Origin of the sequence: Serratia sp. LS-1, from assembly GCF_003719595.1 — a bacterium.
Classification (GTDB): Bacteria; Pseudomonadota; Gammaproteobacteria; order Enterobacterales; family Enterobacteriaceae; genus Serratia; species Serratia ureilytica.
Genome location: NZ_CP033504.1, coordinates 4,922,913 through 4,949,263, shown reverse-complemented (window position 1 = coordinate 4,949,263; position 26,351 = coordinate 4,922,913). Strand labels below are relative to the sequence as shown.

At 60.2% G+C, this 26,351-nt stretch carries 27 protein-coding genes; 12 read left to right on the top strand and 15 right to left on the bottom strand.

Translation table 11 applies throughout. From position 1 onward, the window contains the following. The first annotated feature begins 3 nt into the window (after positions 1–3). Genes phnL through phnP form a run of 5 tightly spaced genes read left to right on the top strand, consistent with a single transcriptional unit; the run spans position 4 to position 3,808 of the window. Positions 4–708 (top strand): phosphonate C-P lyase system protein PhnL, encoded by a 705-nt coding sequence (gene phnL, locus EDY99_RS23570; protein ID WP_123062100.1) that lies wholly within the window; start codon positions 4–6, stop codon positions 706–708. Continuing rightward, positions 708–1,844: an alpha-D-ribose 1-methylphosphonate 5-triphosphate diphosphatase gene (phnM, locus tag EDY99_RS23565; RefSeq protein ID WP_060660027.1), complete on the top strand. Its 1,137-nt coding sequence runs from the start codon at positions 708–710 to the stop codon at positions 1,842–1,844. The genes phnL and phnM overlap by 1 nt, the downstream gene beginning before the upstream one ends. Continuing rightward, the gene (gene phnN, locus EDY99_RS23560) at positions 1,844–2,413 is read left to right on the top strand and encodes a ribose 1,5-bisphosphokinase (RefSeq protein ID WP_116286774.1); all 570 of its coding nucleotides are present in this window, start codon (positions 1,844–1,846) and stop codon (positions 2,411–2,413) included. The genes phnM and phnN overlap by 1 nt, the downstream gene beginning before the upstream one ends. Beyond that, positions 2,410–3,012: a DapH/DapD/GlmU-related protein gene (locus EDY99_RS23555; RefSeq protein WP_015376431.1), complete on the top strand. Its 603-nt coding sequence runs from the start codon at positions 2,410–2,412 to the stop codon at positions 3,010–3,012. Before phnN ends, EDY99_RS23555 begins: the two co-directional genes overlap by 4 nt. A 13-nt stretch (positions 3,013–3,025) precedes the next feature. Continuing rightward, entirely contained in the window at positions 3,026–3,808 is a 783-nt protein-coding gene (gene phnP, locus EDY99_RS23550) for a phosphonate metabolism protein PhnP (RefSeq protein WP_123062099.1), read from the top strand. On the opposite strand, the gene EDY99_RS23545 is transcribed toward phnP, so the two are convergent. Together EDY99_RS23545 and EDY99_RS23540 are read right to left on the bottom strand one after the other, a co-directional pair. After that, on the bottom strand, positions 3,765–4,397 hold the full coding sequence (locus tag EDY99_RS23545; protein WP_033641670.1) for an NAD(P)H-binding protein: 633 nt from the start codon (positions 4,395–4,397) through the stop codon (positions 3,765–3,767). The genes phnP and EDY99_RS23545 overlap by 44 nt on opposite strands. Before the next feature lie 30 nt (positions 4,398–4,427). Further along, complete coding sequence (locus EDY99_RS23540) at positions 4,428–4,868, bottom strand: YhbP family protein (RefSeq protein WP_015376428.1); 441 nt, start codon at positions 4,866–4,868, stop codon at positions 4,428–4,430. Between the two features lie 433 nt (positions 4,869–5,301). Here EDY99_RS23540 and speFL point away from each other — a divergent pair, with 433 nt between their 5' ends. The 4 genes from speFL to EDY99_RS23520 all read left to right on the top strand — a co-directional run bounded on the left by speFL (position 5,302) and on the right by EDY99_RS23520 (position 9,615). Beyond that, positions 5,302–5,406: a leader peptide SpeFL gene (gene speFL, locus EDY99_RS23535; RefSeq protein WP_004933443.1), complete on the top strand. Its 105-nt coding sequence runs from the start codon at positions 5,302–5,304 to the stop codon at positions 5,404–5,406. Positions 5,407–5,681: 275 nt separating this feature from the next. Then, positions 5,682–7,844, top strand: a complete 2,163-nt coding sequence (gene speF, locus EDY99_RS23530; protein WP_123062098.1) for an ornithine decarboxylase SpeF — start codon at positions 5,682–5,684, stop codon at positions 7,842–7,844. A 62-nt stretch (positions 7,845–7,906) separates the two neighbouring features. Further along, positions 7,907–9,223 carry a putrescine-ornithine antiporter gene (potE, locus tag EDY99_RS23525; protein WP_033648789.1) on the top strand — a complete coding sequence of 439 codons (1,317 nt, stop codon included), beginning with the start codon at positions 7,907–7,909 and terminating at the stop codon, positions 9,221–9,223. Positions 9,224–9,309: 86 nt separating this feature from the next. After that, complete coding sequence (locus EDY99_RS23520; protein WP_139120340.1) at positions 9,310–9,615, top strand: GIY-YIG nuclease family protein; 306 nt, start codon at positions 9,310–9,312, stop codon at positions 9,613–9,615. Here the strand turns inward: EDY99_RS23520 and EDY99_RS23515 are convergent. After that, entirely contained in the window at positions 9,602–10,105 is a 504-nt protein-coding gene (locus EDY99_RS23515; RefSeq protein ID WP_047025095.1) for a GNAT family N-acetyltransferase, read from the bottom strand. The genes EDY99_RS23520 and EDY99_RS23515 overlap by 14 nt on opposite strands. Further along, positions 10,099–10,626, bottom strand: coding sequence for an SCP2 domain-containing protein (locus EDY99_RS23510; RefSeq protein ID WP_206424499.1), 528 nt, complete (start codon positions 10,624–10,626; stop codon positions 10,099–10,101). The genes EDY99_RS23515 and EDY99_RS23510 overlap by 7 nt, the downstream gene beginning before the upstream one ends. A 252-nt stretch (positions 10,627–10,878) precedes the next feature. Between EDY99_RS23510 and EDY99_RS23505 the strand changes: the two genes are divergently transcribed. Both EDY99_RS23505 and EDY99_RS23500 read left to right on the top strand, forming a co-directional pair. Beyond that, a complete protein-coding gene (locus tag EDY99_RS23505; protein WP_033641666.1) occupies positions 10,879–11,874 on the top strand; it encodes a peptidase U32 family protein in 996 nt (331 codons plus the stop codon). 11 nt (positions 11,875–11,885) lie between these two features. Beyond that, entirely contained in the window at positions 11,886–12,764 is an 879-nt protein-coding gene (locus EDY99_RS23500; protein ID WP_123062097.1) for a U32 family peptidase, read from the top strand. Between the two features lie 128 nt (positions 12,765–12,892). Here the strand turns inward: EDY99_RS23500 and EDY99_RS23495 are convergent, their stop codons facing one another. The 5 genes from EDY99_RS23495 to EDY99_RS23475 all read right to left on the bottom strand — a co-directional run bounded on the left by EDY99_RS23495 (position 12,893) and on the right by EDY99_RS23475 (position 18,049). Further along, positions 12,893–13,435, bottom strand: coding sequence for a chorismate mutase (locus EDY99_RS23495; RefSeq protein ID WP_033641664.1), 543 nt, complete (start codon positions 13,433–13,435; stop codon positions 12,893–12,895). Between the two features lie 13 nt (positions 13,436–13,448). Then, positions 13,449–14,237, bottom strand: a complete 789-nt coding sequence (locus EDY99_RS23490) for an alpha/beta hydrolase (protein ID WP_047025094.1) — start codon at positions 14,235–14,237, stop codon at positions 13,449–13,451. Between the two features lie 568 nt (positions 14,238–14,805). Beyond that, a complete protein-coding gene (locus EDY99_RS23485; RefSeq protein WP_016929316.1) occupies positions 14,806–15,945 on the bottom strand; it encodes an ABC transporter permease in 1,140 nt (379 codons plus the stop codon). Next, positions 15,942–17,096: an ABC transporter permease gene (locus EDY99_RS23480; RefSeq protein WP_033651473.1), complete on the bottom strand. Its 1,155-nt coding sequence runs from the start codon at positions 17,094–17,096 to the stop codon at positions 15,942–15,944. The genes EDY99_RS23485 and EDY99_RS23480 overlap by 4 nt, the downstream gene beginning before the upstream one ends. Further along, positions 17,078–18,049, bottom strand: coding sequence for an HlyD family secretion protein (locus EDY99_RS23475; protein WP_033638900.1), 972 nt, complete (start codon positions 18,047–18,049; stop codon positions 17,078–17,080). Before EDY99_RS23475 ends, EDY99_RS23480 begins: the two co-directional genes overlap by 19 nt. A 232-nt stretch (positions 18,050–18,281) precedes the next feature. Between EDY99_RS23475 and EDY99_RS23470 the strand changes: the two genes are divergently transcribed. Continuing rightward, entirely contained in the window at positions 18,282–19,295 is a 1,014-nt protein-coding gene (locus EDY99_RS23470; RefSeq protein ID WP_187307333.1) for a luciferase-like monooxygenase, read from the top strand. Between the two features lie 37 nt (positions 19,296–19,332). Here the strand turns inward: EDY99_RS23470 and yedF are convergent, their stop codons facing one another. From yedF to pnp, 6 genes are all read right to left on the bottom strand, one after another. After that, the gene (gene yedF / locus EDY99_RS23465) at positions 19,333–19,572 is read right to left on the bottom strand and encodes a sulfurtransferase-like selenium metabolism protein YedF (protein WP_033641662.1); all 240 of its coding nucleotides are present in this window, start codon (positions 19,570–19,572) and stop codon (positions 19,333–19,335) included. After that, the gene (gene yedE / locus EDY99_RS23460) at positions 19,569–20,783 is read right to left on the bottom strand and encodes a selenium metabolism membrane protein YedE/FdhT (RefSeq protein ID WP_016929320.1); all 1,215 of its coding nucleotides are present in this window, start codon (positions 20,781–20,783) and stop codon (positions 19,569–19,571) included. Before yedE ends, yedF begins: the two co-directional genes overlap by 4 nt. A gap of 145 nt (positions 20,784–20,928) precedes the next feature. After that, the gene (locus tag EDY99_RS23455; RefSeq protein WP_033641661.1) at positions 20,929–22,851 is read right to left on the bottom strand and encodes a DEAD/DEAH family ATP-dependent RNA helicase; all 1,923 of its coding nucleotides are present in this window, start codon (positions 22,849–22,851) and stop codon (positions 20,929–20,931) included. Further along, complete coding sequence (gene yrbN / locus EDY99_RS24970) at positions 22,841–22,915, bottom strand: protein YrbN (protein WP_223182019.1); 75 nt, start codon at positions 22,913–22,915, stop codon at positions 22,841–22,843. The genes EDY99_RS23455 and yrbN overlap by 11 nt, the downstream gene beginning before the upstream one ends. Positions 22,916–23,037: 122 nt before the next feature. Continuing rightward, positions 23,038–23,922 carry a lipoprotein NlpI gene (gene nlpI / locus EDY99_RS23445; RefSeq protein WP_004933495.1) on the bottom strand — a complete coding sequence of 295 codons (885 nt, stop codon included), beginning with the start codon at positions 23,920–23,922 and terminating at the stop codon, positions 23,038–23,040. A 128-nt stretch (positions 23,923–24,050) separates the two neighbouring features. Further along, positions 24,051–26,168, bottom strand: coding sequence for a polyribonucleotide nucleotidyltransferase (pnp, locus tag EDY99_RS23440; protein WP_016929321.1), 2,118 nt, complete (start codon positions 26,166–26,168; stop codon positions 24,051–24,053). Positions 26,169–26,351 lie beyond the last annotated feature (183 nt).

Here is a 26,351-nt window from a genome sequence, read left to right as displayed (position 1 = left end):
CAGATGACTATGCAAATCCGAGTTGAACATCTCAGTAAAACCTTTGTGCTGCATCAGCAGTACGGCACCCGCCTGCCGGTGCTGCACGACGCCAACCTGACGGTCCACGGCGGCGAATGCGTGGTGCTGCACGGCCACTCCGGCAGCGGCAAATCCACCCTGCTGCGCTCGCTGTACGCCAACTACCTGCCGGACAGCGGCCATATCTTGATCAACCACCAGGGCGACTGGCTGGACATGGTCAGCGCCGACGCGCGCCAGATTCTGGCGGTGCGCCGCCATACGCTGGGCTGGGTCAGCCAGTTCCTGCGGGTGATCCCGCGCATCAGCGCGCTGGAGGTGGTGATGCAGCCGCTGCTGGAACAGGGCGTCGAGCGCGCCGAGTGCCGTGAACGCGCCGAAGCGCTGCTCGCGGCGCTCAACGTGCCGCAGCGCCTGTGGCCGCTGGCGCCGTCCACCTTCTCCGGCGGCGAACAGCAGCGGGTGAACATCGCGCGCGGCTTTATCGTCGATTACCCCATTCTGCTGCTGGACGAACCGACCGCCTCGCTCGACAGCCGCAACAGCGCGGCGGTGGTGCAGCTTATCGAACGCGCCAAGGCGCGCGGCGCGGCGATCGTCGGCATTTTTCACGATGAAGGCGTCCGCCAACAGGTCGCCGACCGGCTTTATGACATGCAGGCGCCGCAGGCGCTGGAGGCCCTCTGATGATCGTCAATAACGTTAAGCTGGTGCTGGATGACCAGGTGGTGCAAGGCTCGCTGGAGATGCAGGACGGCGTGATCCGCAGCTTCGCCGACGGCCCGAGCCGGCTGCCGCAGGCGCTGGACGGCGACGGCGGCTGGCTGCTGCCGGGGCTGATCGAGCTGCATACCGACAACCTGGACAAGTTCTTCACCCCGCGCCCGAACGTCGACTGGCCGGCCCATTCGGCGATGAGCAGCCACGATGCGCTGATGGTGGCCAACGGCATCACCACGGTGCTGGACGCGGTGGCGATCGGCGACGTGCGCGACGGCGGCCACCGGCTGGAAAACCTGCAGAAGATGATCGACGCGGTGATCCACAGCCAGCGCGCCGGGGTGAACCGCGCCGAGCACCGGCTGCACCTGCGCTGCGAGCTGCCGCACGAGAGCACCCTGCCGCTGTTCGAACAGCTGATGGACAAGCCGGGCGTGTCGCTGGTGTCGCTGATGGACCATTCGCCGGGCCAGCGCCAGTTCGCCTCGCGCGAAAAGTACCGCGAATATTATCAGGGCAAATACCACCTCAACGATCAGCAGATGAGCGAGTACGAGGAAGAGCAGGTCGCCCTGTCCGCCCGCTGGGCCGCGCCAAACCGCGAGGCGATCGCCGCCCACTGCCGCGCGCGCCGCATCTCGCTGGCCAGCCATGACGACGCCACAGCCGCGCACGTGGCCGAATCCTGCGCGCTCGGCAGCGCCATTGCCGAGTTCCCCACCACCGAGGCGGCCGCCCGCGCTTCGCACCAGCAGGGCCTGCAGGTGCTGATGGGCGCGCCGAACATCGTGCGCGGCGGCTCCCACTCCGGTAACGTGGCGGCGCACCACCTGGCGGCGCTGGGGGTGCTGGATATCCTCTCTTCCGATTATTACCCGGCCAGCCTGCTGGACGCGGCGTTTCGCCTCGCGGCGGACGAGCGCAACGCCTACGATCTGCCCCAGGCGGTGCGCATGATCACCCGCAACCCGGCACGGGCGCTGGATCTGCAGGATCGCGGCGCCATCGCCGAAGGATTGCGGGCGGATCTGGTGCTGGCACGGCCGCACGGCGAGCACGTTTACGTGCAGAACGTGTGGCGCCAGGGCAGGCAGGTGTTCTGATGGCGCGGCTCATCTATCTGATGGGGCCTTCCGGCGCAGGCAAGGACAGCCTGCTGGCCGCGCTGCGGGCCGACGCCGACCGCGCGCCGCTGGTGGCGCACCGTTACATCACCCGGCCGGCAGACGCCGGCTGCGAGAATCACATCGCGCTGAGCGAACCCGAATTTCTGCGCCGCCGCGCCAAGGGGCTGTTCGCGCTCGACTGGCAGGCCCATCAGCAGCACTACGCGTTCGGGATCGAAGTGGATCTTTGGCTACTGCAGGGGATCGACGTGGCGGTCAACGGTTCGCGCGCCCACCTGCCGCAGGCGCAGCAGCGCTACGGTGCGCAGCTGCTGCCGGTATGCCTGCAGGTCAACGCCGCGATCCTGCGCCGGCGCCTGCAGGATCGCGGACGGGAAAGCGCTGAACAGATCGAGCAGCGGCTGGCGCGGGCGGCGGAATATCAGCAGAGTCTGCCCGCCGGCTGCCGGGTACTGCACAACGACGGCCCACTCGACGATACCCTGGCGGCGCTGTTGGCGCTGCTGCCAACCGCCACCCGACAAGCTCAGGATGCGACGCCATGAACGACTTTGCCCAGCCGAAAATCGGCGACAACGTAACCCTTAACCGCACCCGGCTCGGCCAGTATGTGCATCTGGCCGACGATGCGATCCTGGAAGAGGTGGAGATGGGGGACTACTCCTACACTGCCGGGCACAACCAGATTTTTTACGCCACTATCGGCAAGTTCGTTTCCATCGCCTCCTATGCGCGCATCAATCCCGGCAACCACCCGACCTACCAGCGCATCGCGCAGCACCACTTCACCTATCGCGCTTCCGAATACGGGCTGGGGGAAGACGACGCGGCGTTCTTCGACTGGCGGCGCGAGCACCACGTCACCGTCGGCCACGACGTGTGGATCGGCCATAACGCCATCCTGATGCCGGGCGTCAGCGTCGGCAACGGCGCGGTGATCGGCAGCGCAGCGGTGGTCACCAAGGACGTGGAGCCTTACAGCATCGTCGCCGGCGTGGCGGCCAAGAAGATCGGCATGCGCTTCGACGATGCGCTGATAGAGCGTATCGAACGCAGCCAGTGGTGGCACTGGGATCACGCCACGCTGCAGGCGCGGCTGGCGGATTTTCGCGACATCAACCGCTTTGCCCAGAAGTACCTTTAACGGAGGGGGAGCGATGCAACTGACCTTTCTCGGCACCGGCGGCGCGCAGCAGGTGCCGGTGTTCGGCTGCGACTGCCTGATCTGCCAACGGGCGCGGCGCGAGCCGGCATTTCGGCGGCGCGCATGCAGCGCCATGCTTAACTATCAGGGGGAAACGACCTTATTGGATGCGGGATTGCCGGCTTTGGAGCGGCGATTTTCGGCGGGGCAAATTCAACGTTTTTTACTGACACATTACCACATGGATCACGTTCAGGGGTTATTTCCTTTGCGTTGGGGGTGCGGAAATTCCATTCCGGTGTATGGCCCACCGGATGAACAGGGCTGCGACGACCTGTTCAAACACCCGGGCATTCTGGCGTTTCAGCCGCCGCTGGCGCCCTTCGCCACCGTCGAACTGGGCGGCATGCGCATCACCCCGCTGCCGCTGCAACACTCCAAACTGACCCACGGCTATCTGATCCAGGCGGCGAGCGCTGCGCTGGCCTACCTGACCGACACCGTCGGCCTGCCGCCGGCCACCGCCGACTATTTGCAGAACGTGGCGCTGGATCTGCTGGTGCTCGACTGCAGCCTGCCGCCTCAGCCGCAGGCGCCGCGCAACCACAACGATCTGACCCGCGCGCAGGAGACGCAGCGGTTGCTGCAGCCCAAACGCACGCTGCTGACGCACATCAGCCATCATCTCGATCTGTGGCTGCTGGACAATGAACTGCCCGCCGGGCTGGAGCTGGCGTTCGACCACCTCAGCGTCAGCCTCGGTAGCAGTGCAGCCGATCCGACTCCAGCACCCTGACCCCTTCGCCCGGCGTGAACGCCTGCTGCAGCAGCGTTTGCGCCACGTCTTTGGCGGAGACGGCGCGCCATTTGCCGGGCAGCAGCCTGAACAACGGCAGCGAGAGGCGCTCCATCAGGCGCGGCGCAGGGCGATCCCCCACCAGCATGGAAGGCCGCACCAGCGTCAGGCGCGGCCAGCGCTGTTCGCGCAGCGCCTGCTCCATCTCGCCTTTGGTGCGGTTATACAGGAAGGTGGAATGCGCGTTGGCGCCCAACGCACTCACCACCAGACAGTGCTGCGCCCCCAACCGGCGGCCGGTCAGCGCGCTCTCCACCACCAGTTGGTAATCGACGTAGCGGAAGGCATCGGCGCTGCCCGCCGCCTGGCGGGTGGTGCCCAGGCAGCAGAACACCAGATCGACCGGCTGCTGCAGGCCGCTCAGCAGTTCGAACAGCGCATCGCCGACCGGGTTGGTCAGCTTGCCGTGCGGCGGCAGCGGCGTGCGCGTCGGCGCCACGATGGCCGTTACCTGCGGATCGCTTTGCAACAGCTGCAGCAACTCGCGCCCCACCAGCCCGGTTGCGCCGACTAACAGTGCTCGCGCCATGCAATCTCCCGTTGTAATCAATACGTCGACTTAAAGTATAGACCGCGCCCAATGCAGCTTCTTGCCGAAGCCGAGGGTGTTGTCGGTCATCTTCACCTCGTGCAGATCCAGCCGCCATACCGAGGCCTTCATCGCCCTGGCGATCGGGAAGCGCTTGCAGTAACGCGCGCGCGCCGCCTCGGCCTCTTCGCCGCTCAGCAGCACCGCCTCGGCGCGGTACTGCACGCCGCGGATCAGCGCGATGCTTTTCGGTTTCGGCGCGATGGTGCCGACCACCCGGCCGTTGTTCAGCATCAGCCCACCGTGGCGGGTGTGCGGTTCGGTCATCAGCCACAGCGCCATCGTCGCGGCGTCGAACACGTAAAAACAGTTGGCGCACCACATGTCGAGGCCGTCGCCGGCGCACAGCGTTAAGACATGTTGCTTGCCGATGAAATCCGCAATCTGTTGCCGTTGTTCTGGGGTATTCAAGGTTACTCGCCTCCCGGTTCACTCACTTCATCTTACCCTGCGTTGTTGAAGCGAGTCACAAATAACGATAATCACCAAAAATCCCATGCGAATATAAAATCACAATATCTGTATTTTTACTCATTTCAGCGTCAGACGGGTTTATAACATAAAAAAAACAAACCGGATTTATTTGATCGTTAGGCAACCGATTAATTGCGCCATTCTTTTATTCCCATCCTGACGGCACGCAAATTTAGCGCGTCTGCCCGGCGCCGATTAGCAATTTATTTACATGCTCATTTGTCTGCCTGGCCGCAGTTTATGCAACTCACTGCATAATCAATGAATAGTTATTTATAAACACCGGCATTTATGTGATGAAAATCACGATTTCCTGCCCATCTTGCGTTAAAATAGCGCCATCTTTTCACTCAGCAAGGTGGATTAGAAAATGGAAAACAATAACCGAAAAATGGCGCACATCAGGCGCACAACCCATATTATGATGATGGCTCATCGCAGCTGCTTTAGTTTCGCATTCTTCAACTACAGATAACCCTCACCCCCTCGCTCTTACGCCGTTGTTAAGAGTGTCTTTGCGTTTCAATTTATTCTCCGCACTCCGGTGATAATGTCTTTCCCCCGCAAACCGGGAAGGGCGCGCAATACATTTTTAATACCGTCAAAGAGCCTCCAAGAAAAATAAAACAAAGAACACAGTTAATGTCTTAGGGCATCGCTGGGTTCTCGTACACCTTTATTTTCGTGAAGGCGTTAGCGGCAAATGGAATTATTTGCCGACGGTGCGCCTTTGCCTGAAGAATGAGAAAAATGAAAAAATTAAAAATTGCCGCCAACACCCAAACCCTCGGCTGCTTTGAAACTGAACGCGACATCGTCGATGTGCATCACAGCGATTTCAATGACGTCGCCGCCATCGTGCTGTCGGTAGAAGACGTCGCGCAAGGCATGGTGGCGCGCATCGAAGAGCACGGCCTGAACATTCCGCTGTTCGTCGCCGTCTGCTGCGAAGAAGAGCTGGATAACGCCGTATTGCCGGCGCTGCACGGCGTGTTTGAGCTGTGCGGCAAGAATACCCAGTTCTACGGTAAACAGCTGGAGGCCGCCGCCGCAAAATATGAGAGCGAGCTGCTGCCGCCGTTCTTCAACACGCTGACGCAGTACGTGGAAATGGGCAACGCCACTTTCGCCTGCCCCGGCCATCAGGGCGGCGAGTTCTTCCGCAAACATCCGGCGGGCCGCCAGTTCTTCGACTTCTACGGCGAAACGCTTTTCCGTTCGGACATGTGCAACGCCGACGTCAAACTGGGCGATCTGTTGATCCACGAAGGCGCGCCTTGCGCGGCGCAGCAGCACGCCGCCAAGGTGTTCAACGCCGACAAGACCTACTTCGTGCTCAACGGCACCTCGGCCTCGAACAAGGTGGCGACCAACGCCCTGCTGACGCGCGGCGATCTGGTGCTGTTTGACCGCAACAACCATAAATCCAACCACCACGGCGCATTGATCCAGGCCGGCGCCACGCCGGTTTATCTGGAAACCGCGCGCAACCCGTTCGGCTTTATCGGCGGCATCGACGCGCACTGCTTCGACGAGCGCTACCTGCGCCAGCAGATCCGCGAAGTGGCGCCGGAACGCGCCAACGAAGCCCGCCCGTTCCGCCTCGCGATCATCCAGCTCGGCACCTACGACGGCACTATCTACAACGCCCGTCAGGTGGTCGACAAGATTGGCCACCTGTGCGATTACATCCTGTTCGACTCCGCCTGGGTGGGCTATGAGCAGTTCATTCCGATGATGAAAGACTGCTCACCGCTGCTGCTGGAGCTGAACGAGAACGATCCCGGCATCATCGTCACCCAGTCGGTGCACAAGCAGCAGGCCGGCTTCTCGCAAACCTCGCAGATCCACAAAAAAGACAAGCATATCAAGGGGCAGAGCCGCTACTGCAACCACAAGCGCTTCAACAACGCCTTTATGCTGCACGCCTCCACCAGCCCGTTCTATCCGCTGTTCGCCGCGCTGGACGTCAACGCCAAGATGCACGAGGGCAAGAGCGGCCAGCGCCTGTGGCAAGAATGTGTGCGCGTGGGCATCGAAGCGCGCAAAATGCTGCTGGATACCTGCACGATGATCAAACCGTTCGTGCCGGATCAGATCGACGGCAAGCCGTGGCAAGCCTATGACACCGCGGCGATGGCCAACGATCTGCGCTTCTTCAACTTCGTGCCCGGCGAAAAATGGCACGCTTTTGAGGGCTATGCCGAATCGCAGTACTTCGTCGATCCGTGCAAACTGCTGCTCACCACGCCGGGCATCGATACCGCGAACGGCAGCTACAGCGAGTTCGGCATCCCGGCGACCATTCTGGCCAACTACCTGCGCGAAAACGGCATCGTGCCGGAAAAATGCGATCTCAACTCGATCCTGTTCCTGCTGACGCCGGCGGAAGACATCGCCAAGATGCAACACCTGGTGGCCCTGATCGCCCGCTTCGAGAAGCACATCGAGCAAAACTCCCTGCTCAGCGAGGTGCTGCCTGCGGTCTATAAAAACCACCAGCAGCGCTACAAAAACTACACCATCCGCCAGCTGTGCCAGGAAATGCACGACCTTTACGTCAGCTACGACGTTAAAGAACTGCAAAAAGAGATGTTCCGCAAAAGTTATTTCCCGCGCGTGGTGATGAATCCGCAGGACGCCAATACCGAGTTTGTACGCGGCAACGTGGAATTGGTCTCGCTGGCCAAGGCCGAGGGGCGCATCGCCGCCGAAGGCGCCCTGCCTTACCCGCCTGGCGTGCTGTGCGTGGTTCCCGGTGAAATTTGGGGCGGCGCCGCGCAGCGTTATTTCCTGGCATTGGAAGAAGGCATCAACTTATTGCCGGGATTCGCGCCGGAATTGCAGGGCGTTTATATCCAACAGGATGAGGACGGCTGGAACCGCGCTTACGGCTACGTCATGAAAAATTAATCACCTTACGGGGCGGCGATTATTCTCGCCGCCCGGATCGCATCCTAAAAGAGAAAATGATCATGAGTAAGTCCAACAATAAAATGGGGGTCGTGCAATTAACGATCCTGACCGCCGTGAATATGATGGGTTCCGGCATAATTATGCTGCCGACCAAGCTGGCCGAAGTGGGCACGATTTCGATCGTTTCCTGGCTGGTGACCGCCGTCGGCTCGATGGCGCTGGCCTACGCGTTCGCCAAATGCGGCATGTTCAGCCGTAAATCCGGCGGCATGGGCGGCTACGCCGAATACGCCTTCGGTAAATCAGGCAACTTCATGGCGAACTACACCTACGGCGTTTCGCTGCTGATCGCCAATATCGCCATCGCCATTTCCGCCGTCGGCTACGGCACCGAGCTGTTCGACACCACGCTCAGCCCGCTCGGGATCTGTATCGCCACCATCGGCGTGCTGTGGCTGGCGACCGTCGCTAACTTCGGCGGCGCGCGCATCACCGGCAAAATCAGCGGCATCACCGTCTGGGGCGTGATCATTCCGGTGGTGGGCATCTCGGTCATCGGCTGGTACTGGTTCAGCGGCAGCGCCTACGTCGCCGCCTGGAATCCGCATCAGGTGCCGACCTTCGAAGCCATTGGCGCCTCGATCTCAATGACCCTTTGGGCGTTCCTGGGGCTGGAATCCGCTTGCGCCAACACCGACGTGGTGGAAAATCCGGAGCGCAACGTGCCGATCGCCGTACTGGGCGGCACACTCAGCGCGGCGGTGATCTATATCGTTTCGACCAACGTGATCGCCGGCATCGTGCCGAACATGGATCTGGCCAACTCCACCGCCCCGTTCGGGCTGGCGTTCTCCCACATGTTCAATCCGACGGTCGGCAAGATCATCATGGCGTTGATGGTGATGTCCTGCGTCGGCTCGCTGCTCGGTTGGCAGTTCACCATCGCCCAGGTGTTCAAATCCTCCGCCGACAGCGGCTTCTTCCCGAAAATCTTCTCCAAGCTGAGCAAGGCCGACGCGCCGGTCAAAGGCATGCTGACCATCGTCGTCATCCAGAGCGGTTTGTCTCTGATGACCATCAGCCCGTCGCTGAACAAGCAGTTCAACGTGCTGGTGAACCTGGCGGTGGTGACCAACATCATCCCTTACATCCTGTCGATGGCGGCGCTGGTCATTATTCAGAAAGTGGCGAAGGTGCCAGACAACAAGGCGCGCATCGCCAATATCATCGCCGGCATCGGCGCGCTGTACAGCTTCTATGCGCTTTACAGCTCCGGTGAGGAAGCGATGATGTGGGGCGCCATCGCCACCTTCCTCGGCTGGACGCTGTACGGCATCGTCTCGCCGCGCTTCGAGCTGGCGGGAAAAAAGGGGTAAAGCGGTAAGGCTCTGGCGGCCGGGGATGGGATTGTGACGGCGAACATGCCATCATACGCCGACCCTGGCCACCGAAACGGCGTACGATGACCGACACTACCCCCACTCCCTGGCACCTCTACATGCTGCGTTTACCGAGCGGCATGCTGTATACCGGCATCACCACCGACGTGGCGCGCCGCCTGGCGCAACATCAAGCCGGCAAAGGCGCCAAGGCGCTGCGTGGTAAAGGGGAGCTGACGCTGGCGTTTCACTGCCAGGTGGGGGATCGCTCAACGGCGCTGAAGCTGGAGTACCGCGTCAAACAGCTGAGCAAAATACAAAAAGAGCGGCTGGTGAATCACCCGCCGCTGTCGTTGGAGTCTCTATTGCCGGTCGTTAAAAGCGATTAAACGGCGCCGAAAACGCCACTTCGCCGCTGACGCCATTCAGAGCGTCTTGCGCCAGCGAATACACCTGAAACGCGCTTTCCGTGTCCGGCCAGCGACAATTCAGGCCATAGGCGGCGGCCGGTTTGAAACCGAAGCGGCCGTAATAGGCCGGATCGCCCAGCACCACCACCGCGGCGTAGCTGAATTCGTTCAGCGAATCCAACCCCTCGTACACCAGCTTTTCAGCCAGCCCCTGACGGCGCAGGCTTTCATCTACCGCCAGCGGCGCCAGCGCCACCCATTGGCGATCTTCGCCGGCCACATCCACCGGGCTGAACGCGGCATAACCCACCACCCCGCCTTCGTCGTCAGTGGCGACCACGCCCAGCGTCAGCAGGCCGTCTTCGCGCAGCTGCTGCACCAGGTCGGCTTCGTCGTCGCGGCCAAAGGCGCGGCGCAGCAAGGCATCGATGCCCGCCGCGTCTACCGGGATCTCTACGCGGATCAGCATGATGCCGCCACACGGGAAGCCGACGCCGTGCCCTCCTGCAGCCCTGCTTCGACAAAATCAGCCAACTGCAACAGCCCCATGCGCAGCGGCGCAGGCATGCTTTCCAGCTCAATGGCGTCCATCAAATTTTTCACATACAGGCCCAATTCGGTATCCCCTTCAATCTGCAGCCGACGCTGAAAGAACAGCGTATCCGGATCTTGCTTACGCGCCGCGATCAGGATCAGATCGTTGGCGTCGCCGCTGAAGCTGACGTCCGCTTCGGCGTGCTGGCTGACCACCAGTTTGTCGTTTTCTACCGTCATAAACCATTGTAGCGCCAGATCGCGAACTTCGATCTTTAACCAGCGCGATTCGAGAAATTCCAGATCGCCATCCGCCAACGCCTGGCGGAACTGCCAGCTCAGCACCTGTTGCAGCAGTTGGCGCTGCAGAGTGAACGGCGTGAATTTCAGCGGGATGCGCAGCAGCGACGGCCCCTGGCGCACAAGACGTGCTCGTAGTTGTTCCAACACGGTCATCCACTCCTTTCAATACGGACTACCGCTATTTTGCCACACTGACGCGCGGCTTCAGCGGTCTATATCAACAAATAGTGCATTTCACCGCCATGTTTATCAATACGCCATAAGCTGCCTCAAATCAAAACCCGTGCGCGCCCCTTTGCCTAAAATGGCCTCCCCGATTCGCGTTTGCCGGCGGAACACCGTCGTCGGCAACCTTTAAAGACAGCGTGCGCCCGGCCGGGCGTACGGCTAAGCCAGGATAAATCTATGGAGCTGCTTTGTCCCGCCGGCAACCTGCCGGCCCTGAAGGCCGCGGTGGATAACGGCGCCGATGCCGTTTACATCGGGCTGAAAGACGATACCAACGCGCGCCACTTCGCCGGCCTCAACTTCACCGAGAAAAAGCTGCAGGAAGCGGTCGATTACGTGCATCGCCACGGCCGCAAACTGCATATCGCCATCAACACCTTCGCCCATCCCGACGGCTACGCCCGCTGGCAGCGCGCGGTGGATATGGCCGCCCAACTGGGCGCCGACGCGTTGATTCTGGCGGATCTGGCGATGCTGGAATACGCCGCCCAACGCTACCCGCAGCTGGAGCGCCACGTTTCGGTACAGGCTTCCGCCACCAATGAGGAGGCGATCCGTTTCTACCAGCGCAACTTCGAGGTCGGCCGGGTGGTGCTGCCGCGGGTGCTGTCGATGCACCAGGTGAAACAGCTGGCGCGCACCAGTCCGGTGCCGCTGGAAGTGTTCGCTTTCGGCAGCCTGTGCATCATGGCCGAGGGGCGCTGCTACCTCTCCTCCTACCTGACCGGCGAGTCGCCGAACACCGTCGGCGCCTGTTCGCCGGCGCGTTTCGTGCGCTGGCAGCAAACCGCACAGGGCATGGAGTCGCGCCTGAACGACGTGCTGATCGACCGCTATCAGGACCACGAAAACGCCGGTTACCCGACGCTGTGCAAGGGCCGCTATCTGGTGGACGACGTGCGCTACCACGCGCTGGAAGAGCCCACCAGCCTCAATACCCTGGAGCTGCTGCCGGAGCTGCTGGCCGCCAACATCGCTTCGGTGAAGATCGAAGGCCGCCAGCGCAGCCCGGCTTACGTCAGCCAGGTGGCGCGCGTCTGGCGCCAGGCGATCGACCGTTGCCAGGCCGATCCGGCCGCCTACCGCGCCGACGCCGCCTGGATGGAGACGCTGGGCGCGATGTCCGAAGGCACCCAAACCACGCTGGGCGCCTATCACCGCAAATGGCAGTAGCCGGAGGAAACATGAAATACGCACTGGGGCCGGTACTCTACTACTGGCCGAAAAACGACATCGCAACGTTCTATCAACAGGCAGCGGACAGCAGCGCCGACATCATTTATCTCGGCGAGAGCGTCTGCGCCAAGCGCCGCGAGATGAAGGTCGGCGATTGGCTGGCGCTGGCGCGCGAAATCGCCCGCAGCGGTAAACAGGTGGTGATCTCCACGCTGGCGCTGCTGCAGGCGCCGTCCGAACTGAATGAGCTGAAACGCTATGTGGAAAACGGCGAGTTCCTGTTTGAAGCCAACGATCTGGGCGCGGTGAACATGGCGGCGGAGCGCGGCCTGCCGTTCGTCGCCGGCCATGCGCTGAACTGTTACAACGCCTATACCCTGCGCCTGCTGCGCCGCCAGGGCATGATCCGCTGGTGCATGCCGGTCGAGCTGTCGCGCGACTGGCTGGCCAATCTGCTGACGCAGTGCGACGAGCTGGGCTTCCGCCACGACTTCGAGGTGGAGGTGCTGAGCTACGGCCATCTGCCGCTGGCCTATTCCGCGCGCTGCTTCACCGCCCGCTCGGAGAACCGCGGCAAGGACGAGTGCGAAACCTGCTGCATCAAGTATCCGCAGGGCCGCATGATGCGTTCGCAGGAACAACAGCAGGTGTTCGTACTCAACGGCATCCAGACGATGAGCGGTTACTGCTATAACCTCGGCAACGAGCTGCCGAACATGCAAGGGCTGGTGGACATCGTGCGGCTGTCGCCGCAGGGCGCCGAGACGCTGGCGCAGATCGATGCCTTCCGCGCCAACGAGCTCGGCGAGCAGCCGCTGGCCTTGACCGACCACGCCGACTGCAACGGCTACTGGCGCCGCGTGGCCGGGTTGGCGTTGGTGGGATGATGGAGGCCGGCGCCGGGCTTTCCCTCGCCTGAGGGCCCTTTCAACGCCATTATTCGGCTGGCCGCCCGCGAGGAGAATGCGCCCGAAACCACACATCGGGCGCATTCAGCCAGAACAACGGCAGGCGATTACCCTTTCAACGCAATTCGCTTTAATGACTGCCACAGGCGTTCTTTATCGCCAACTTTCAGGTGGGTTTGTTCCAGGGATTTCATAAAAACAAACCTGTCATTAAATCGCTCGCCTTTCTTCAATTTATTGCTGACGCTGGTCAAAATCTGGGTATTCAGCCGGCTGATTTTCGCTCTCACACTGTCCAGCGATTCAGGCTGCCAGCCGTTTTCCGGCGCCGACAGCCAGTCTGCCCGGTAGCGATACTGAATCGCTTTGGCCGCATCCATTTGCGCCTGTATAAAAGGAGCCACCGACTTGCCATCCAATCCCAATGCTTCCGCCTCGCGGACTGAGTTGGCCAATACGTTGGCTTCCTGAGGCAAATCCTCAATGGCCAGATGGTTGTTTGCCTTATACCCGGCAACGTCTTTCATGTAAGACAATCGCTGGTTAATCAATGAGGCGGTCTCGTCGGTTTGAATAGGCTTTGCCACCGCCGTGATAGAGAAAAATAATCCAGCCAAAAGCAGCAACCCTCTCGTCACTTTAAAATCCATTTAACCTCTCCTGTCACAGCCCTGTTGGCAGTGGTTTTTGGCTCGCAACGAAATTCGCTATGCGTGCATAATCTTTTGCCACCGCCGGATGTTTGCGCCCGGGAAGAAACTCGAAGCTGCAGCGCTCGCCGTCTTTCACTAACTGCGACGCCAGATTCCTGACCTTCAACCTTGGGTTATCCCCTATGCGCTGGAAGATCTCTTTCTCAAGATCGGTACTGTCCGGCTCCGCCCGCTCCTCGCGGCTGCCTAAGAGCAGCGATAACCAATCAATGCTTGCGGCAAGCTTAACGTCGCCTTCGGGCAGCACTGCGCCATTCGCCCACCAGAGCGCGGGACTGGCGGCAACATAGCGCTGAAAAGCCGTTTGATGATGAAACGCCACGTATAAGGTGAAATGCCCGCCAAACGAATGCCCCGCCAGCGTTTGCATTTGCTTATTGACCTTAAAACGACATTCGACCCACGGTTTGACGACATCCTGAATAAATCGATAAAATTGCTCCGCTCCGCCCCCGTCTTTAAAGCGCTCGCTGCCATCGCTCACCGTATAGTCGAATGTGCGAGCCGCCTTAATATCGACCCCCTCCTGATAACCGATTCCAATATAAAGCACAGGGGATACATCATCACCGTGATAACCCGCCTTAATTAGGGTCTCAAAGTGTCTGTTGGCATCTAAAAAATACAACGGATTTAATTCGTTGCACCCAACATGCCGTTTATCGCATGCCAGGAAGACCTTATATTTTTGTCCATGATATTCAAACAGAACCGTTTGAACGCTTAACTTACCCGTCATACATCATGCTCCTTCATATTTATTACATAACGGCACCTATCTGAAACATCCCGTTTACAGACCAATCTCATGACTATGAGCGAGCAATCCATTTAATTACCCTACAATTAATGATTTCCGCACGCTAAGATCGTAAATCCCGAGGAGTTCATCACATACATCAACAATTAAGAAAATCTAATCATTTTGAGCGAAATAGAAATATAACAATTAAAATTGGATAAGCAATGTTCTATCCCGGCAAATATCACTTTTGGCTAAATAGTCGAAGGGTTATTTTTTAGGGATGATAAGGTTGAAAGAATTAGGAATAGCCTTATCAAAAAGAGAACATAACACTGCAACACAAACAGGCGTGATTGAAGGCGTGCGTAATTGTCGGCGGGCCAGACCGAATTTCAAGAAGGGGTTGCTGCGTGTCGTTAGCGAGGAGAGTTTATGCGCGGCCGAAACCCGATTGCCGGGTTGTGGTCGCTTTGCGTTATCCCCGCCGGCCACGGGGATAACGCAATAACCCATTGGATTAATTATCTTTTGACATCACCGGGAAAGGCATCAATGCCTCCCCTTACGCCCGCCGCTTCCTGAACATCCCGCGCAGCGCCACGCTGTTGCGCAAGAAGGCCACGCCGAAGCCCAGCAGGGTGTAGACCACGCCGAGTATCAGCATCATCACCACGTCGCCCCACACTTCATTCAGCGACAGCCCCATCTGGTTGACGCCGGCGATCGCCTTGGTGCCCCAGGTGGAGGGAATGCTGTACGAGATGGCGCGCACCCAGGCCGGCATCGACTGCAGCGGCCAGATGGTGCCGGACAGGTAGAAGACCGGCGTCGTGATGAACGCCAGCGTCAGGTAGATCATCTCGACGCTGCGCAGGCACTCGGTCACCAGCTTGCCCAGCCCCAATACCGCCAGCAGGAACGGGAAGGTCAGCAGCAGCAGTTCGGCGATGTTCGCCGTCTGCCTATAGCCCAATACCCACGGCCACAGCACGAACAGCACGATCGACAGGAACAGCCAGATCGGCAGCAGCGCCGTCAGCCCGCCGAGGTGCGCCGCCAGCGGCGCTTTGCCGCCGGGCATGCTTTTCATGGCGATATTGACGCGGATACAGGCGATCAGCAACGAGTGCTGCAACAGCATCACCAACAGCCCGGGGAAGATGATCGCCGCAAAGCTGATGCCGGGGTTGAACACGTCCAGCGTTTGTCCCAGTATCGGCGTCAGCAGTATCTGCGCCTGCCGTTCGCTGAAGCCGCTGCGCAGCAGCAGCCCGTTGTTGTACTCCGTCAGCAGCTGCTGATAGGCCGCCACCACGTCTTGTTGGATCTGGCCGTTGGCCAGGCGGTTGGTGGCGTCGCCGTAGACCGGCACCACGATGTTCTGCCCGCTGAGGATCTTCTTCTCCAGATCCACCGGCATGATGATCACCGCAAACAGCTTGCGCCAGCTGAGATCGCGCTGCGCCTGTTCCAGGCTGTCGTAGGTTTCAATCGCTATCTTGGAGGTTGCGTCCAGCTGGCGGATCAGCTGCCGGCTGGCGGTGCTGTGATCCTGATCGACCACCCCCACCGGCAGATCCCAGACCGTGCGGTTGGCGTACACCAGGCTCATGATGCACAGCGACAGGATCAGCATCAGCCACACCGGCCGCTCCAGCATGCCGAGCAGCACTTTAACGAAGGTTTGCCAATAGAGCTTCATCCGGCGTTCCCCTCTTTTTCCAGCCGCGCCGGCAGGCGATTGCGCACCAGCAGCGCGGCCACCAGCGGATAGACCGCCAGCAGCGCACACACGCTGAAGATGGCGCTGGCGTGCACCTGCCGCAGGAACACGTCAAACATCGCGTACAGCGCGTGGGTCAGCGGTTCGATGTTGGAAATGATGCGCGCCGGCAGCGGCATCGACAGCTCAGGCACCGCCATGCCGGAGAAGGTCATCGCGATACTGACCAAAATACCGATCAGGCTGTACGCGGTGATGGTACTGCCGGTAAAGGTGTACAGCAGCAGGCCGATGCTCTGCGCCGCCATCACGTAGAACAGGCCGATCATCAGCATAAACAGAGGATTGCCGCTGACGCGGGCGTCAAAGATGCCCACCAGCGCCGCGATCTCGACCATCAGCAGGGTGGTGAAACACAGCGTGTACGGCGCCAGCTTGCCGAGTAGCGCCAGGCTGAACGGCTTGGCCTGCAGCAGCGACTTGCTGCGCGCCAGCACGTAGATCATGCAGGTCACCGCGAACAGCTGCAGCAGATGGATGGTGGCGGCGAACTGCTGGTAATAGATATAGCTGCCGCTGGCGTTGAACAGGCTGCCGTAGGAGAGCGTCACGTCCGCCAACGGCGGCAGCGTCTTGCCCATCTCGGTGGCGATGATGCTGCGGGTGCTGGCGTTGATTTCGTTCATCAGGCCGCCAAAGTCCTGGGTGGAGTACAGCCCGGCGCCGTAGAACAACGCATTGTAGTACATCACCACGCTCGGCTGTTTGCCCGACAGCGCGTTGGCCTCAAGGTCCGGCGGGATATACAGCAACGCGTAATCCTGCGCGCTGCGCAGGCGGCTCAGCGACTCCGGCAACCCACCGCCGTAAGCCTCGACGTGGGCGTGCGAACCGGCGTCCAGCCGCCGCGTCAGCGATTTGGACAGCGGGCTGTGATCGCTGTCCACCACCGAGACCGGCAGATCGAGCAGCGTGCCTTCGGAGAAGTTGCTGCTGATCAGCGCAAACAGGATCAGCGGAAAGATCCAGCTCAGCCAGTGCACCACCGGGCTGCGAAAGGCGACGCGACACTCTTTGTCGAACGCGTGACTGAAGCAGCGCCAGCCGGCCCTTACTCTTTCCATTGCCATAAGGTGCTCATCCCCGGACGCAGGCCGTCCACCGGCTGTGACGGATACAGGCGCACTTCGAAGGTTTTCAGGTCGAAGTCGCCGGTGGCGCGGGTGGCGCGTTTGGTGGCGTAATCCCCCAGCGGCGCGATGTAGCGCACCTCGGTGTCGATCATTTTGTCCTTCAGCGCCGGCACCCGCAGCTTGACCTTGTCGCCTTTGCGCACGTGGGCCAGGATGTCTTCACGCAGGTTAAACACGAAGTAGGCGTCCGGCACCCGGATCAACGTCACCAGCGGGCTGCCGGCGTTCAGCAATTCGCCCACTTCGGCCGGGATCGGCCCCACTTCGCCGTCTACCGGCGCTTTCACCTGCAGATCGTCGCTCTGCGCCTGGATCTGCAGCAGGTTCTCTTCCGCCGCCCGCAGCGCCGCCGCATATTGCTGCCGCTGCTCGACGCGGTCGCCGTTGATGCCTTCATCCAGATTGGCCTTGGCGGCCTGCACCTGTTGGAAGGCGGTGTCGCGCGACCGGCGCGAAGCGTCCAGCTCGGACTTCGAGATATAGCCCTTGCCGGCCACGCTCAGGTTCCGGTTGTAGTCGTTTTGCGCATTGCGGTACTGCGCCTCGGCCTGCGCCAGGTTGGCGCGCAGGTTGCGGATGCTCTCTTCACGGGTACCGTGCAATGACAGCTCAAGCTGCGCCTTGGCCTCGTCGCGCGTCGCCTGTGCGGAACGCAGCTGCGCCATCAGTTCGGGGCTATCGAGTTGAATGATCAGCTGGCCGCTTTTCACGTCGTCGCCGCGTTCGATCAGGCGTTCAACGACCCGGCCTTTCGCCTTGGATGCGACGATCACTTCGGGGGCATCCACTTCACCCTGCAGCAACAGATCCTGATTGTGCGCGCGGAACAGGATCGCCAATGCGATCGCCGCCAACATCAGCAACAGGGTAAACAGCGTCTTTTTTTTCATTATGTCAGCTCCCGGAACGGTAAGCGGCGGGCGGGGATAATCATTTCCATGTCTCAAATTGCTCCAAAAAACACCATTGCACTCATGAGGATATCACAAGCACATATCTCCTCTTTTATAACTATAAATTGGATTATGCTTTTAACACTAAAAAGCATCTTTTTTTCGGCCTTTTAGTATGCAGACTCCTGCAATCGCCCTTTAAGCGATCCACTCTCTGATGGACGATGTCATGACTGAACACACTGCCGTACCGCTTTCGGTACTGGATTTATCGCCAATCCCGCAAGGGGCCAAGGCGCGCGACGCTTTCCACTGTTCGCTGGATTTGGCGCAGCACGCCGAACGCTGGGGCTACCAACGCTACTGGCTGGCCGAGCACCACAACATGACCGGCATCGGCAGCGCCGCCACCTCGGTGCTGCTGGGCTATCTGGCCGCCGGCACCCAGAGCATTCGCCTCGGCTCCGGCGGCGTGATGCTGCCGAACCATGCGCCGCTGGTGATCGCCGAACAATTCGGCACGCTGGAGTCGCTCTACCCGGGGCGCATCGATTTGGGGTTGGGCCGCGCGCCCGGCACCGATCAGCGCACCATGATGGCGCTGCGCCGCCACCTGTCCGGCGACGTGGATACCTTCCCGCGCGACGTGCAGGAACTGCAAAACTACTTCTGCGATGCGCAGCCCGGGCAACCGGTGCAGGCGGTGCCGGGCCAGGGGCTGCATGTGCCGCTCTGGCTGCTCGGTTCCAGCCTCTACAGCGCACAGCTGGCGGCGCAGCTCGGCCTGCCGTTCGCCTTCGCTTCGCACTTCGCCCCGGATATGCTGTTCCAGGCGCTGCAGCTGTACCGCGAGAACTTCAAACCGTCCAAACAGCTGGCGCAGCCGCACGCCATGGTCTGCGTCAACGTGATCGCCGCCGACAGCGACCGCGATGCGCGCTTCCTGTTCAGCTCGATGCAGCAGCAGTTCATCAATCTGCGCCGCGGTGCGCCCGGCCCGCTGCCGCCGCCGGTGGATAACATTCACGCGTTGTGGACCGCCGGCGAGCAATACGGCGTCGAGCAGGCGCTGCGGATGTCGATCGTCGGCGATGAAAAAACGGTGCGCCACGGGCTGCAAACGCTGCTGCGTGAAACCGATGCCGACGAGATCATGGTCAACGGCCAGATTTTCGATCATCAGGCGCGGCTGCGTTCGTTCGAGATCGTCGCCGGCGTGAAGGGCGACATCGTGAAGGGCTAAAAAGCGAAAAGGCGGTGGGAACCCCACCGCCTTGGCGTTAACGCTGGATCAGGTAGCGAATGGTCGGCCCGTCCTGCTGGATATCCAGCACCTTGTAGCCGTGGTTGCGCGCATCGAGCGGGATGTTGTTGATCGACTGCGGGCAATCGCTGATCACCTCCAGGATCTCCCCCGGCTTCAGCTGCGGCATCGCCTCCAGCGTCGCCACCGCCGGGTACGGGCAAGGCTCGCCCAGCATGTCCAGCCGGTAGTCCGGCACTATCGTTGTCGCTTTCATGGCATGCTCCTCAAATTCACCACCTGCGCCTCAGGCCGGGCGCGGAAAAAGCGTTTCTCCCACCACAGCATGGCGGCGAAGGCCAGCGCCAGCAGCAGGTAAGTCACCAGCAGGCCGCCGATCGGGCCGAAGGTATCGAGCAGGTTGATCTTGTCGTAGTCGGTTGCCAGCGCCGGCGCCAGGTCGTCCCAGTAATAGGCCAGCAGCGTAGCGCCGATGATGTTGCCCAGCCCCACCCACCAGTAGTGCACCTGCCCTTCCACGGCGCGGTACATCCAACCGGTCTCGCAGCCGCCGGCCAGCACGATGCCGAAGCCGAACAGCAAACCGCCCAGCACCGCATTCGGGCCGGCCCACATGATCTTCGGCGCCACGCCGAGCTGCACGTAGCTGAAGATGCCGATGGCGCTCACCGCCATGCCGATGATGATGGCTTTCGCCATGTGAGTGCGGCCGGTGATCCACAGATCGCGGAACGCCGAAGTGAAGCAGATCTGCGCGCGTTCGATCAGCAGGCCAAAGCCGATGCCGAACAGCATGGCGATGCCGAGCTTCGGCGCATCGAACAGCGTCCACAGCGACCAGGCCACCGCCAGGCCGAAGACGGCCATGCCCAGCCGGAAGCGGCGGCGCGCCTGCTCAGGCTTCTGCGTCAGCGGCGCGGCGGCCTTCACCTTTTGCAATTTGACCGGGATGCGGAACATCGGCAGCAGCGTGAATTTGGCGCCGAAGTAAGAACCGGCGGCGGTCGCCAGCGCGAAAAACCAGGCGTGCAACGAGAACTGAGGAATGCCGGTGAAGAATGCCGCCAGGTTACACCCCATCGCCAGGCGCGCGCCGAAACCGGCGATGATGCCGCCCAGCAGCGCCTGCACGATGCGAATACGATGCTGCGGTTGACGCAGCTTGATGTTGTTGGCCCACAGCGCGGCGGCGATACAGCCGGCGAACATGCCGATGATCATGCGCCCGTCGATGCGCTCCAGCGGCGTGCCCTGCAAACCGATCACCTTGAAATAGCCCCACTGCTCAGGGTGCAGACCGAACCACTGCAGCACATGGCCACCCCAGCGCGTGAATTCGCCGGTCACCGCCCAGAAGGTGCCGGTCATGCCGAAGTAGTAGGTAGAGAGGATCCCGGCGGCGATCACCGCCGGCAGCGGCGCCCAAAAGCGCACCAGGTATTGAGATTTGAACTGCTGCCAACTCATGGCATCTCCCGTGCATATCATCCGTAAGAAAAAACCTTATGAATGATACGCCATTCAGGGGCGTTTGACGGCAATTTTCAGGCATAAAAAAACCAGCCCGCAGGCTGGTTTTTCAGAGCGCTCACCGCGAACGGAGAATCGGCGATTACGCGTCGCCGAAACGACGACGTGGTGCCGCCGGTGCGCCGTCATCACGGCGTGGCGCCGGCTTGCCGTCACGGTTGTAGTTACCGCCACGACGCTCGCCGCCGTTACCGCCTTCACGACGTTCGCCGAAGGAACGACGTGGGCCGCCTTCGCGACGTTCGCCGTTGAACGGACGACCGTTGCCGCGACGCTCGCCGCCGTTGCCGCCGTCACGACGCTCGCGACGTTCGAACGGCTGCGCATCGCCCAGCAGCTGCATGTTCATCGGCTTGTTCAGGATGCGAGTGCGAGTGAAGTGATTCAGGATCTCGCCCGGCATGCCTTTTGGCAGCTCGATGGTGGAGTGGGAAGCGAACAGCTTGATGTTGCCGATGTAACGGCTGCTGATGTCGCCTTCGTTAGCGATAGCGCCAACGATATGACGGACTTCTACGCCATCGTCACGGCCCACTTCGATGCGGTACAGCTGCATTTCGCCAACGTCACGACGTTCGCGACGCGGACGATCGCCGTCACGGCTGTCGCGGCTGTCACGACGGTCGCCGCGGCGATCGTCACGGTCGTTGAACTCACGACGCTGACGCGGCTTGAAGACCGGATCCGGTGGCAGGATCAGCGGACGTTCGCCCTGAGCCATTTTCAGCAGCGCTGCGGCCAGGGTTTCCATATCCAGCTCTTCTTCCGGCTGCAGTTTGGTCAGCAGCGCGCGGTACAGATCCAGATCGCTGCTTTCCAGCTGCTGCTGAACTTTCGCGGCGAACTTGGCCAGACGACGCTCGCCCAGCAGTTCTGCGTTCGGCAGCTCCACTTCCGGGATGGTCAGCTTCATGGTGCGTTCGATGTTGCGCAGCAGGCGGCGTTCGCGGTTTTCCACGAACAGCAGCGCGCGGCCGGCGCGGCCCGCACGACCGGTACGGCCGATACGGTGAACGTAAGACTCGGAGTCCATCGGGATGTCATAGTTGACAACCAGGCTGATGCGCTCAACGTCCAGGCCACGGGCCGCAACGTCGGTGGCAATCAGGATATCCAGACGACCGTCTTTCAGGCGCTCCAGGGTCTGCTCACGCAGCGCCTGGTTCATGTCGCCGTTCAGCGCGGCGCTGCTGTAACCGCTGCGCTCCAGCGCTTCGGCCACTTCCAGGGTCGCGTTCTTGGTACGAACGAAGATGATCGCCGCGTCAAAGTCTTCGGCTTCCAGGAAACGCACCAGCGCTTCGTTTTTACGCATGCCGTAGACCGACCAGTAGCTCTGGCTGATGTCCGGACGGGTGGTGACGCTGGACTGGATGCGCACTTCCTGCGGCTCTTTCATGAAGCGGCGGGTAATGCGACGGATCGCTTCCGGCATGGTGGCGGAGAACAGCGCGGTCTGATGTTCAGCCGGGATCTCAGCCATGATGGTTTCTACGTCTTCGATAAAGCCCATGCGCAGCATTTCGTCGGCTTCATCCAGCACCAGACCGCTCAGGTTGGAGAGGTTCAGGGTGCCGCGCTTCAGGTGGTCCAGCAGGCGGCCTGGGGTACCCACAACGATTTGCGGGCCCTGGCGCAGAGCGCGCAGCTGCACGTCGTAACGCTGGCCGCCGTACAGGGCTACCACGTTAACGCCGTTCATGTGTTTGGAGAAATCGGTCATCGCTTCGGCAACCTGAACCGCCAGTTCGCGGGTCGGTGCCAGCACCAGGATCTGAGGTGCTTTCAGGTCTGCCTGCAGGTTGTGCAGCAGCGGCAGCGAGAACGCTGCAGTTTTACCACTACCGGTCTGTGCCATGCCCAGCACGTCGCGGCCGTTCAACAGGTGAGGAATACACTCAGCCTGGATCGGAGATGGTTTTTCATAGCCCAGATCGTTCAGGGCGGAAATGATTGGAGCAGACAGCCCCAGATCAGCAAAAGAGGTTTCAAACTCAGTCGTCATGTACACGTGCCTCATTAATAATGGCAGCCAGTCTACATAACTCGTCGAGAAAATTTTCAGTCATTTTCATTGAAAAGTGTGAACCGGCTCAAATTAGATTATAAAACGAACAAAAAAGCCCTCGCCCGTTAAGGCGATAACTTTGGTTAAAAACCAATGTTCATCAGGCTGATAGGTGTTCGTCAGCTATTGCTGGTCCGATTCCGATAGGTCGTCTTGCTCTTGGCCCAAAAGCGCCAATTCCAACAATGCATAGCGGTGCTCAACGAAGTTGTGAACGTTGTTAGACACCGTCAGTTTGAACAGCGCCGAAGCGGTGTCCTTGTCCCCCAGACTCAGGTAGTGTTTACCCAAATAGAAGTCAGTTTCACTGAGATGCTCAGCGAGCGAAGTGTTATCCGTTGCATCTGCCTTGAGGCGTTCCATCAGCGTTTTTTCGCTGATCTTGCCCAGGTAGAATTCGACAATATTCCATCCCCATTGCCCTCTGTCCGCTTTGTCATAGCGCTGCTGAAGCGCTACCTCGGCCTTCTTGGGATCGATTTCTCTCTCCACCAGATACAGCCATAACGAACGGAAGGGATCGTTTGGGTCGTCTTGATAAAACGCCTGCAGATCATCCTGCGCCAACGGGAAGCGGCCGCCATAATACAGTGCGATGCCCCGGTTTAAACGCGCGTAATTGTAAGTTGGATCAAGCTCTAGTACAGAATCAAACGCTTCATAGGCAGCATCAAAATTGCCTGCCTGCGTTAAGTAAATGCCCAGGTAGTTGAAAACTTCCGGCATGTCGGGACGTATCGCCAGCGCCTGCGAGAAATCATTGCGCGCTAATGCACGTAACCCGAGGCTATCATACAGCACACCGCGCTCATATAAAAGCTGTGCGCGTTCGTCATCCGTCAGTGCCCGGCTGGCAAGAATTTGTTCCATGCGCGCCAGGATCACTTCCTGCTGCAACGTAGGCTGCAACGGGATTGCCAAAACTTCGTCTTTACGCCAATCATGGTTGCTGCATCCTGCCAGCATGAGTGCTGTCGCAACGTAACACCAGCGCAAGAAAGGCTTCATTTCCCACTCCCGAAGACAAACATTGGATGAACATCCTGTCCTCCGTTTGCTAAAACGCGGGCATCCTACCCGCGCGATACGAACAGCTCCCAACCCCGTGGCGGGGAGCTGTAAAACTATCTATACAGTTATTCTGCTTCAGGCGCAGGTGAACCTGCTTCCGGCGCCATCGCTTCTTTGATGCTCAGACGCACGCGGCCCTGACGGTCAACTTCCAGTACCTTAACCGGCACTTCCTGACCCATCTGCAGATAGTCGGTCACTTTCTCAACGCGCTTGTCGGCGATCTGAGAAATGTGCACCAGGCCTTCTTTACCACCGCCGATAGCGACGAATGCGCCGAAATCAACGATACGGGTCACTTTACCCTGGTAGATACGGCCCACTTCGATCTCTGCCGTGATCTCTTCGATGCGACGGATAGCGAATTTCGCTTTCTCACCGTCGGTCGCAGCGATTTTAACTGTACCATCATCTTCAATTTCGATGGTAGTGCCAGTCTCTTCGGTCAGCGCGCGGATAACGGAACCGCCCTTACCGATCACGTCTTTGATTTTATCCGGGTTGATGCGGATAGTATGAATACGCGGTGCGAATTCGGAGATATCGCCGCGCGGAGTGCTGATAGCCTGTTCCATTACGCCCAGGATGTGCAGACGCGCGCCCTTGGCCTGGTTCAGAGCCACCTGCATGATTTCGCGGGTGATGCCTTCGATTTTGATGTCCATCTGCAGCGCGGTGATACCGTCGCGGCTACCGGCCACTTTGAAGTCCATGTCGCCCAGGTGATCTTCGTCACCCAGAATGTCGGACAGAACCACATAGTTATCGGCTTCTTTCACCAGGCCCATCGCGATACCCGCAACGGCAGCCTTGATTGGCACGCCGGCGTCCATCAGCGCCAGAGACGCGCCGCACACGGAAGCCATGGAAGAAGAACCGTTGGACTCGGTGATTTCAGACACCACGCGAACCGTGTACGGGAAATCTTCCGGTTTAGGCATCATAGCCAATACGCCGCGTTTCGCCAGGCGACCGTGACCGATTTCACGACGCTTAGGAGAACCGACCATGCCGGTTTCGCCTACGGAGTACGGAGGGAAGTTGTAGTGGAACAGGAAGCTGTCGGTCTTCTCGCCCATCAGCTCGTCCAGGTTCTGTGCGTCGCGCGCGGTGCCCAGGGTCGCGGTAACCAGCGCCTGAGTTTCGCCACGGGTGAACAGCGCGGAACCGTGGGTGCGCGGCAGTACGCCGGTGCGCACATCCAGGCCACGGATCATGTCTTTTTCACGGCCGTCGATACGCGGCTCGCCACGCAGTACACGGCTGCGCACCACGTTCTTCTCGACGGTGCCCAGGATGTCCTGGATTTCGCCGGCGTCCAGCGTTTCGTCCTGCGCCAGCAGGGTTTCAACCACGCTGTCTTTGATCGCGTCAACCTGAGCGTAACGCTCTTGTTTTTCGGTAATGTGGTAAGCGTCGCCCAGGCGAGCTTCAGCCAGTTCAGCCACGCGCGCGTGCAGCGCTTCGTTGACCGCAGGCGCCTGCCAATCCCACTTCGGCTTGCCGGCTTCGGCAACCAGCGCGTTGATGTTTTCGATAACCACTTGCTGCTGGTCATGGCCGAACACCACGGCGCCCAGCATCTGATCTTCGCTCAGCACGTCAGCTTCGGATTCCACCATCAGCACCGCGCCGGCGGTACCGGCAACCACCAGATCCAGACGGCTTTCTTTCAGTTCGTCGGTCGTTGGGTTCAGTACGTACTGATCGTTGATGTAACCTACGCGCGCGGCGCCGATTGGGCCGTTGAACGGAATACCGGACAGGCTCAGGGCGGCAGAGGCGCCGATCATCGCAACGATGTCCGGGTTCACCTGCGGGTTAACGGAAACCACGGTCGCGATCACCTGAACTTCGTTCAGGAAGCTGTCCGGGAACAGTGGACGGATCGGGCGGTCGATCAGACGGGAAGTCAGCGTCTCGCCTTCGCTCGGACGGCCTTCGCGGCGGAAGAAGCTGCCCGGGATACGGCCGGCGGCGTAGGTACGCTCTTGGTAGTTCACCGTCAGCGGGAAGAAGCTCTGGCCCGGCTTGGCTTTTTTCTGGCCAACGACGGTAACGAATACGGCGGTGTCATCCATGCTCACCATAACGGCGGCGGTGGCCTGACGCGCCATCATACCGGTTTCGATGGTGACGGTATGCTGGCCATATTGGAATTTGCGAATGATCGGTGTCAGCAAAATTATATCCTTGATTAACGGCGCGCAATCGCATTGACGACTCGACACGCCTGTGACTCGATTTGCCTTCTCACTACATCCTCGCGACTAATGACAATCCTTATCTCAGGCGGGAGATAAAGCCTCTCATTAGCCGCGCGAACCTCTGTAACGGAAGAACCTGTTTGGAAACATCAGTAATAC

Excerpts from the sequence above, each read along its gene's own strand:
- phnL (WP_123062100.1), top strand. The coding sequence starts at position 4 with ATGACTATGCAAATCCGAGTTGAACATCTCAGTAAAACCTTTGTGCTG.
- phnM (WP_060660027.1), top strand. The coding sequence starts at position 708 with ATGATCGTCAATAACGTTAAGCTGGTGCTGGATGACCAGGTGGTGCAA.
- phnN (WP_116286774.1), top strand. The coding sequence starts at position 1,844 with ATGGCGCGGCTCATCTATCTGATGGGGCCTTCCGGCGCAGGCAAGGAC.
- EDY99_RS23555 (WP_015376431.1), top strand. The coding sequence starts at position 2,410 with ATGAACGACTTTGCCCAGCCGAAAATCGGCGACAACGTAACCCTTAAC.
- phnP (WP_123062099.1), top strand. The coding sequence starts at position 3,026 with ATGCAACTGACCTTTCTCGGCACCGGCGGCGCGCAGCAGGTGCCGGTG.
- EDY99_RS23545 (WP_033641670.1), bottom strand. The coding sequence starts at position 4,397 with ATGGCGCGAGCACTGTTAGTCGGCGCAACCGGGCTGGTGGGGCGCGAG.
- speFL (WP_004933443.1), top strand. The coding sequence starts at position 5,302 with ATGGAAAACAATAACCGAAAAATGGCGCACATCAGGCGCACAACCCAT.
- speF (WP_123062098.1), top strand. The coding sequence starts at position 5,682 with ATGAAAAAATTAAAAATTGCCGCCAACACCCAAACCCTCGGCTGCTTT.
- potE (WP_033648789.1), top strand. The coding sequence starts at position 7,907 with ATGAGTAAGTCCAACAATAAAATGGGGGTCGTGCAATTAACGATCCTG.
- EDY99_RS23520 (WP_139120340.1), top strand. The coding sequence starts at position 9,310 with ATGACCGACACTACCCCCACTCCCTGGCACCTCTACATGCTGCGTTTA.
- EDY99_RS23515 (WP_047025095.1), bottom strand. The coding sequence starts at position 10,105 with ATGCTGATCCGCGTAGAGATCCCGGTAGACGCGGCGGGCATCGATGCC.
- EDY99_RS23510 (WP_206424499.1), bottom strand. The coding sequence starts at position 10,626 with ATGACCGTGTTGGAACAACTACGAGCACGTCTTGTGCGCCAGGGGCCG.
- EDY99_RS23505 (WP_033641666.1), top strand. The coding sequence starts at position 10,879 with ATGGAGCTGCTTTGTCCCGCCGGCAACCTGCCGGCCCTGAAGGCCGCG.
- EDY99_RS23500 (WP_123062097.1), top strand. The coding sequence starts at position 11,886 with ATGAAATACGCACTGGGGCCGGTACTCTACTACTGGCCGAAAAACGAC.
- EDY99_RS23495 (WP_033641664.1), bottom strand. The coding sequence starts at position 13,435 with ATGGATTTTAAAGTGACGAGAGGGTTGCTGCTTTTGGCTGGATTATTT.
- EDY99_RS23490 (WP_047025094.1), bottom strand. The coding sequence starts at position 14,237 with ATGACGGGTAAGTTAAGCGTTCAAACGGTTCTGTTTGAATATCATGGA.
- EDY99_RS23485 (WP_016929316.1), bottom strand. The coding sequence starts at position 15,945 with ATGAAGCTCTATTGGCAAACCTTCGTTAAAGTGCTGCTCGGCATGCTG.
- EDY99_RS23480 (WP_033651473.1), bottom strand. The coding sequence starts at position 17,096 with ATGGCAATGGAAAGAGTAAGGGCCGGCTGGCGCTGCTTCAGTCACGCG.
- EDY99_RS23475 (WP_033638900.1), bottom strand. The coding sequence starts at position 18,049 with ATGAAAAAAAAGACGCTGTTTACCCTGTTGCTGATGTTGGCGGCGATC.
- EDY99_RS23470 (WP_187307333.1), top strand. The coding sequence starts at position 18,282 with ATGACTGAACACACTGCCGTACCGCTTTCGGTACTGGATTTATCGCCA.
- yedF (WP_033641662.1), bottom strand. The coding sequence starts at position 19,572 with ATGAAAGCGACAACGATAGTGCCGGACTACCGGCTGGACATGCTGGGC.
- yedE (WP_016929320.1), bottom strand. The coding sequence starts at position 20,783 with ATGAGTTGGCAGCAGTTCAAATCTCAATACCTGGTGCGCTTTTGGGCG.
- EDY99_RS23455 (WP_033641661.1), bottom strand. The coding sequence starts at position 22,851 with ATGACGACTGAGTTTGAAACCTCTTTTGCTGATCTGGGGCTGTCTGCT.
- nlpI (WP_004933495.1), bottom strand. The coding sequence starts at position 23,922 with ATGAAGCCTTTCTTGCGCTGGTGTTACGTTGCGACAGCACTCATGCTG.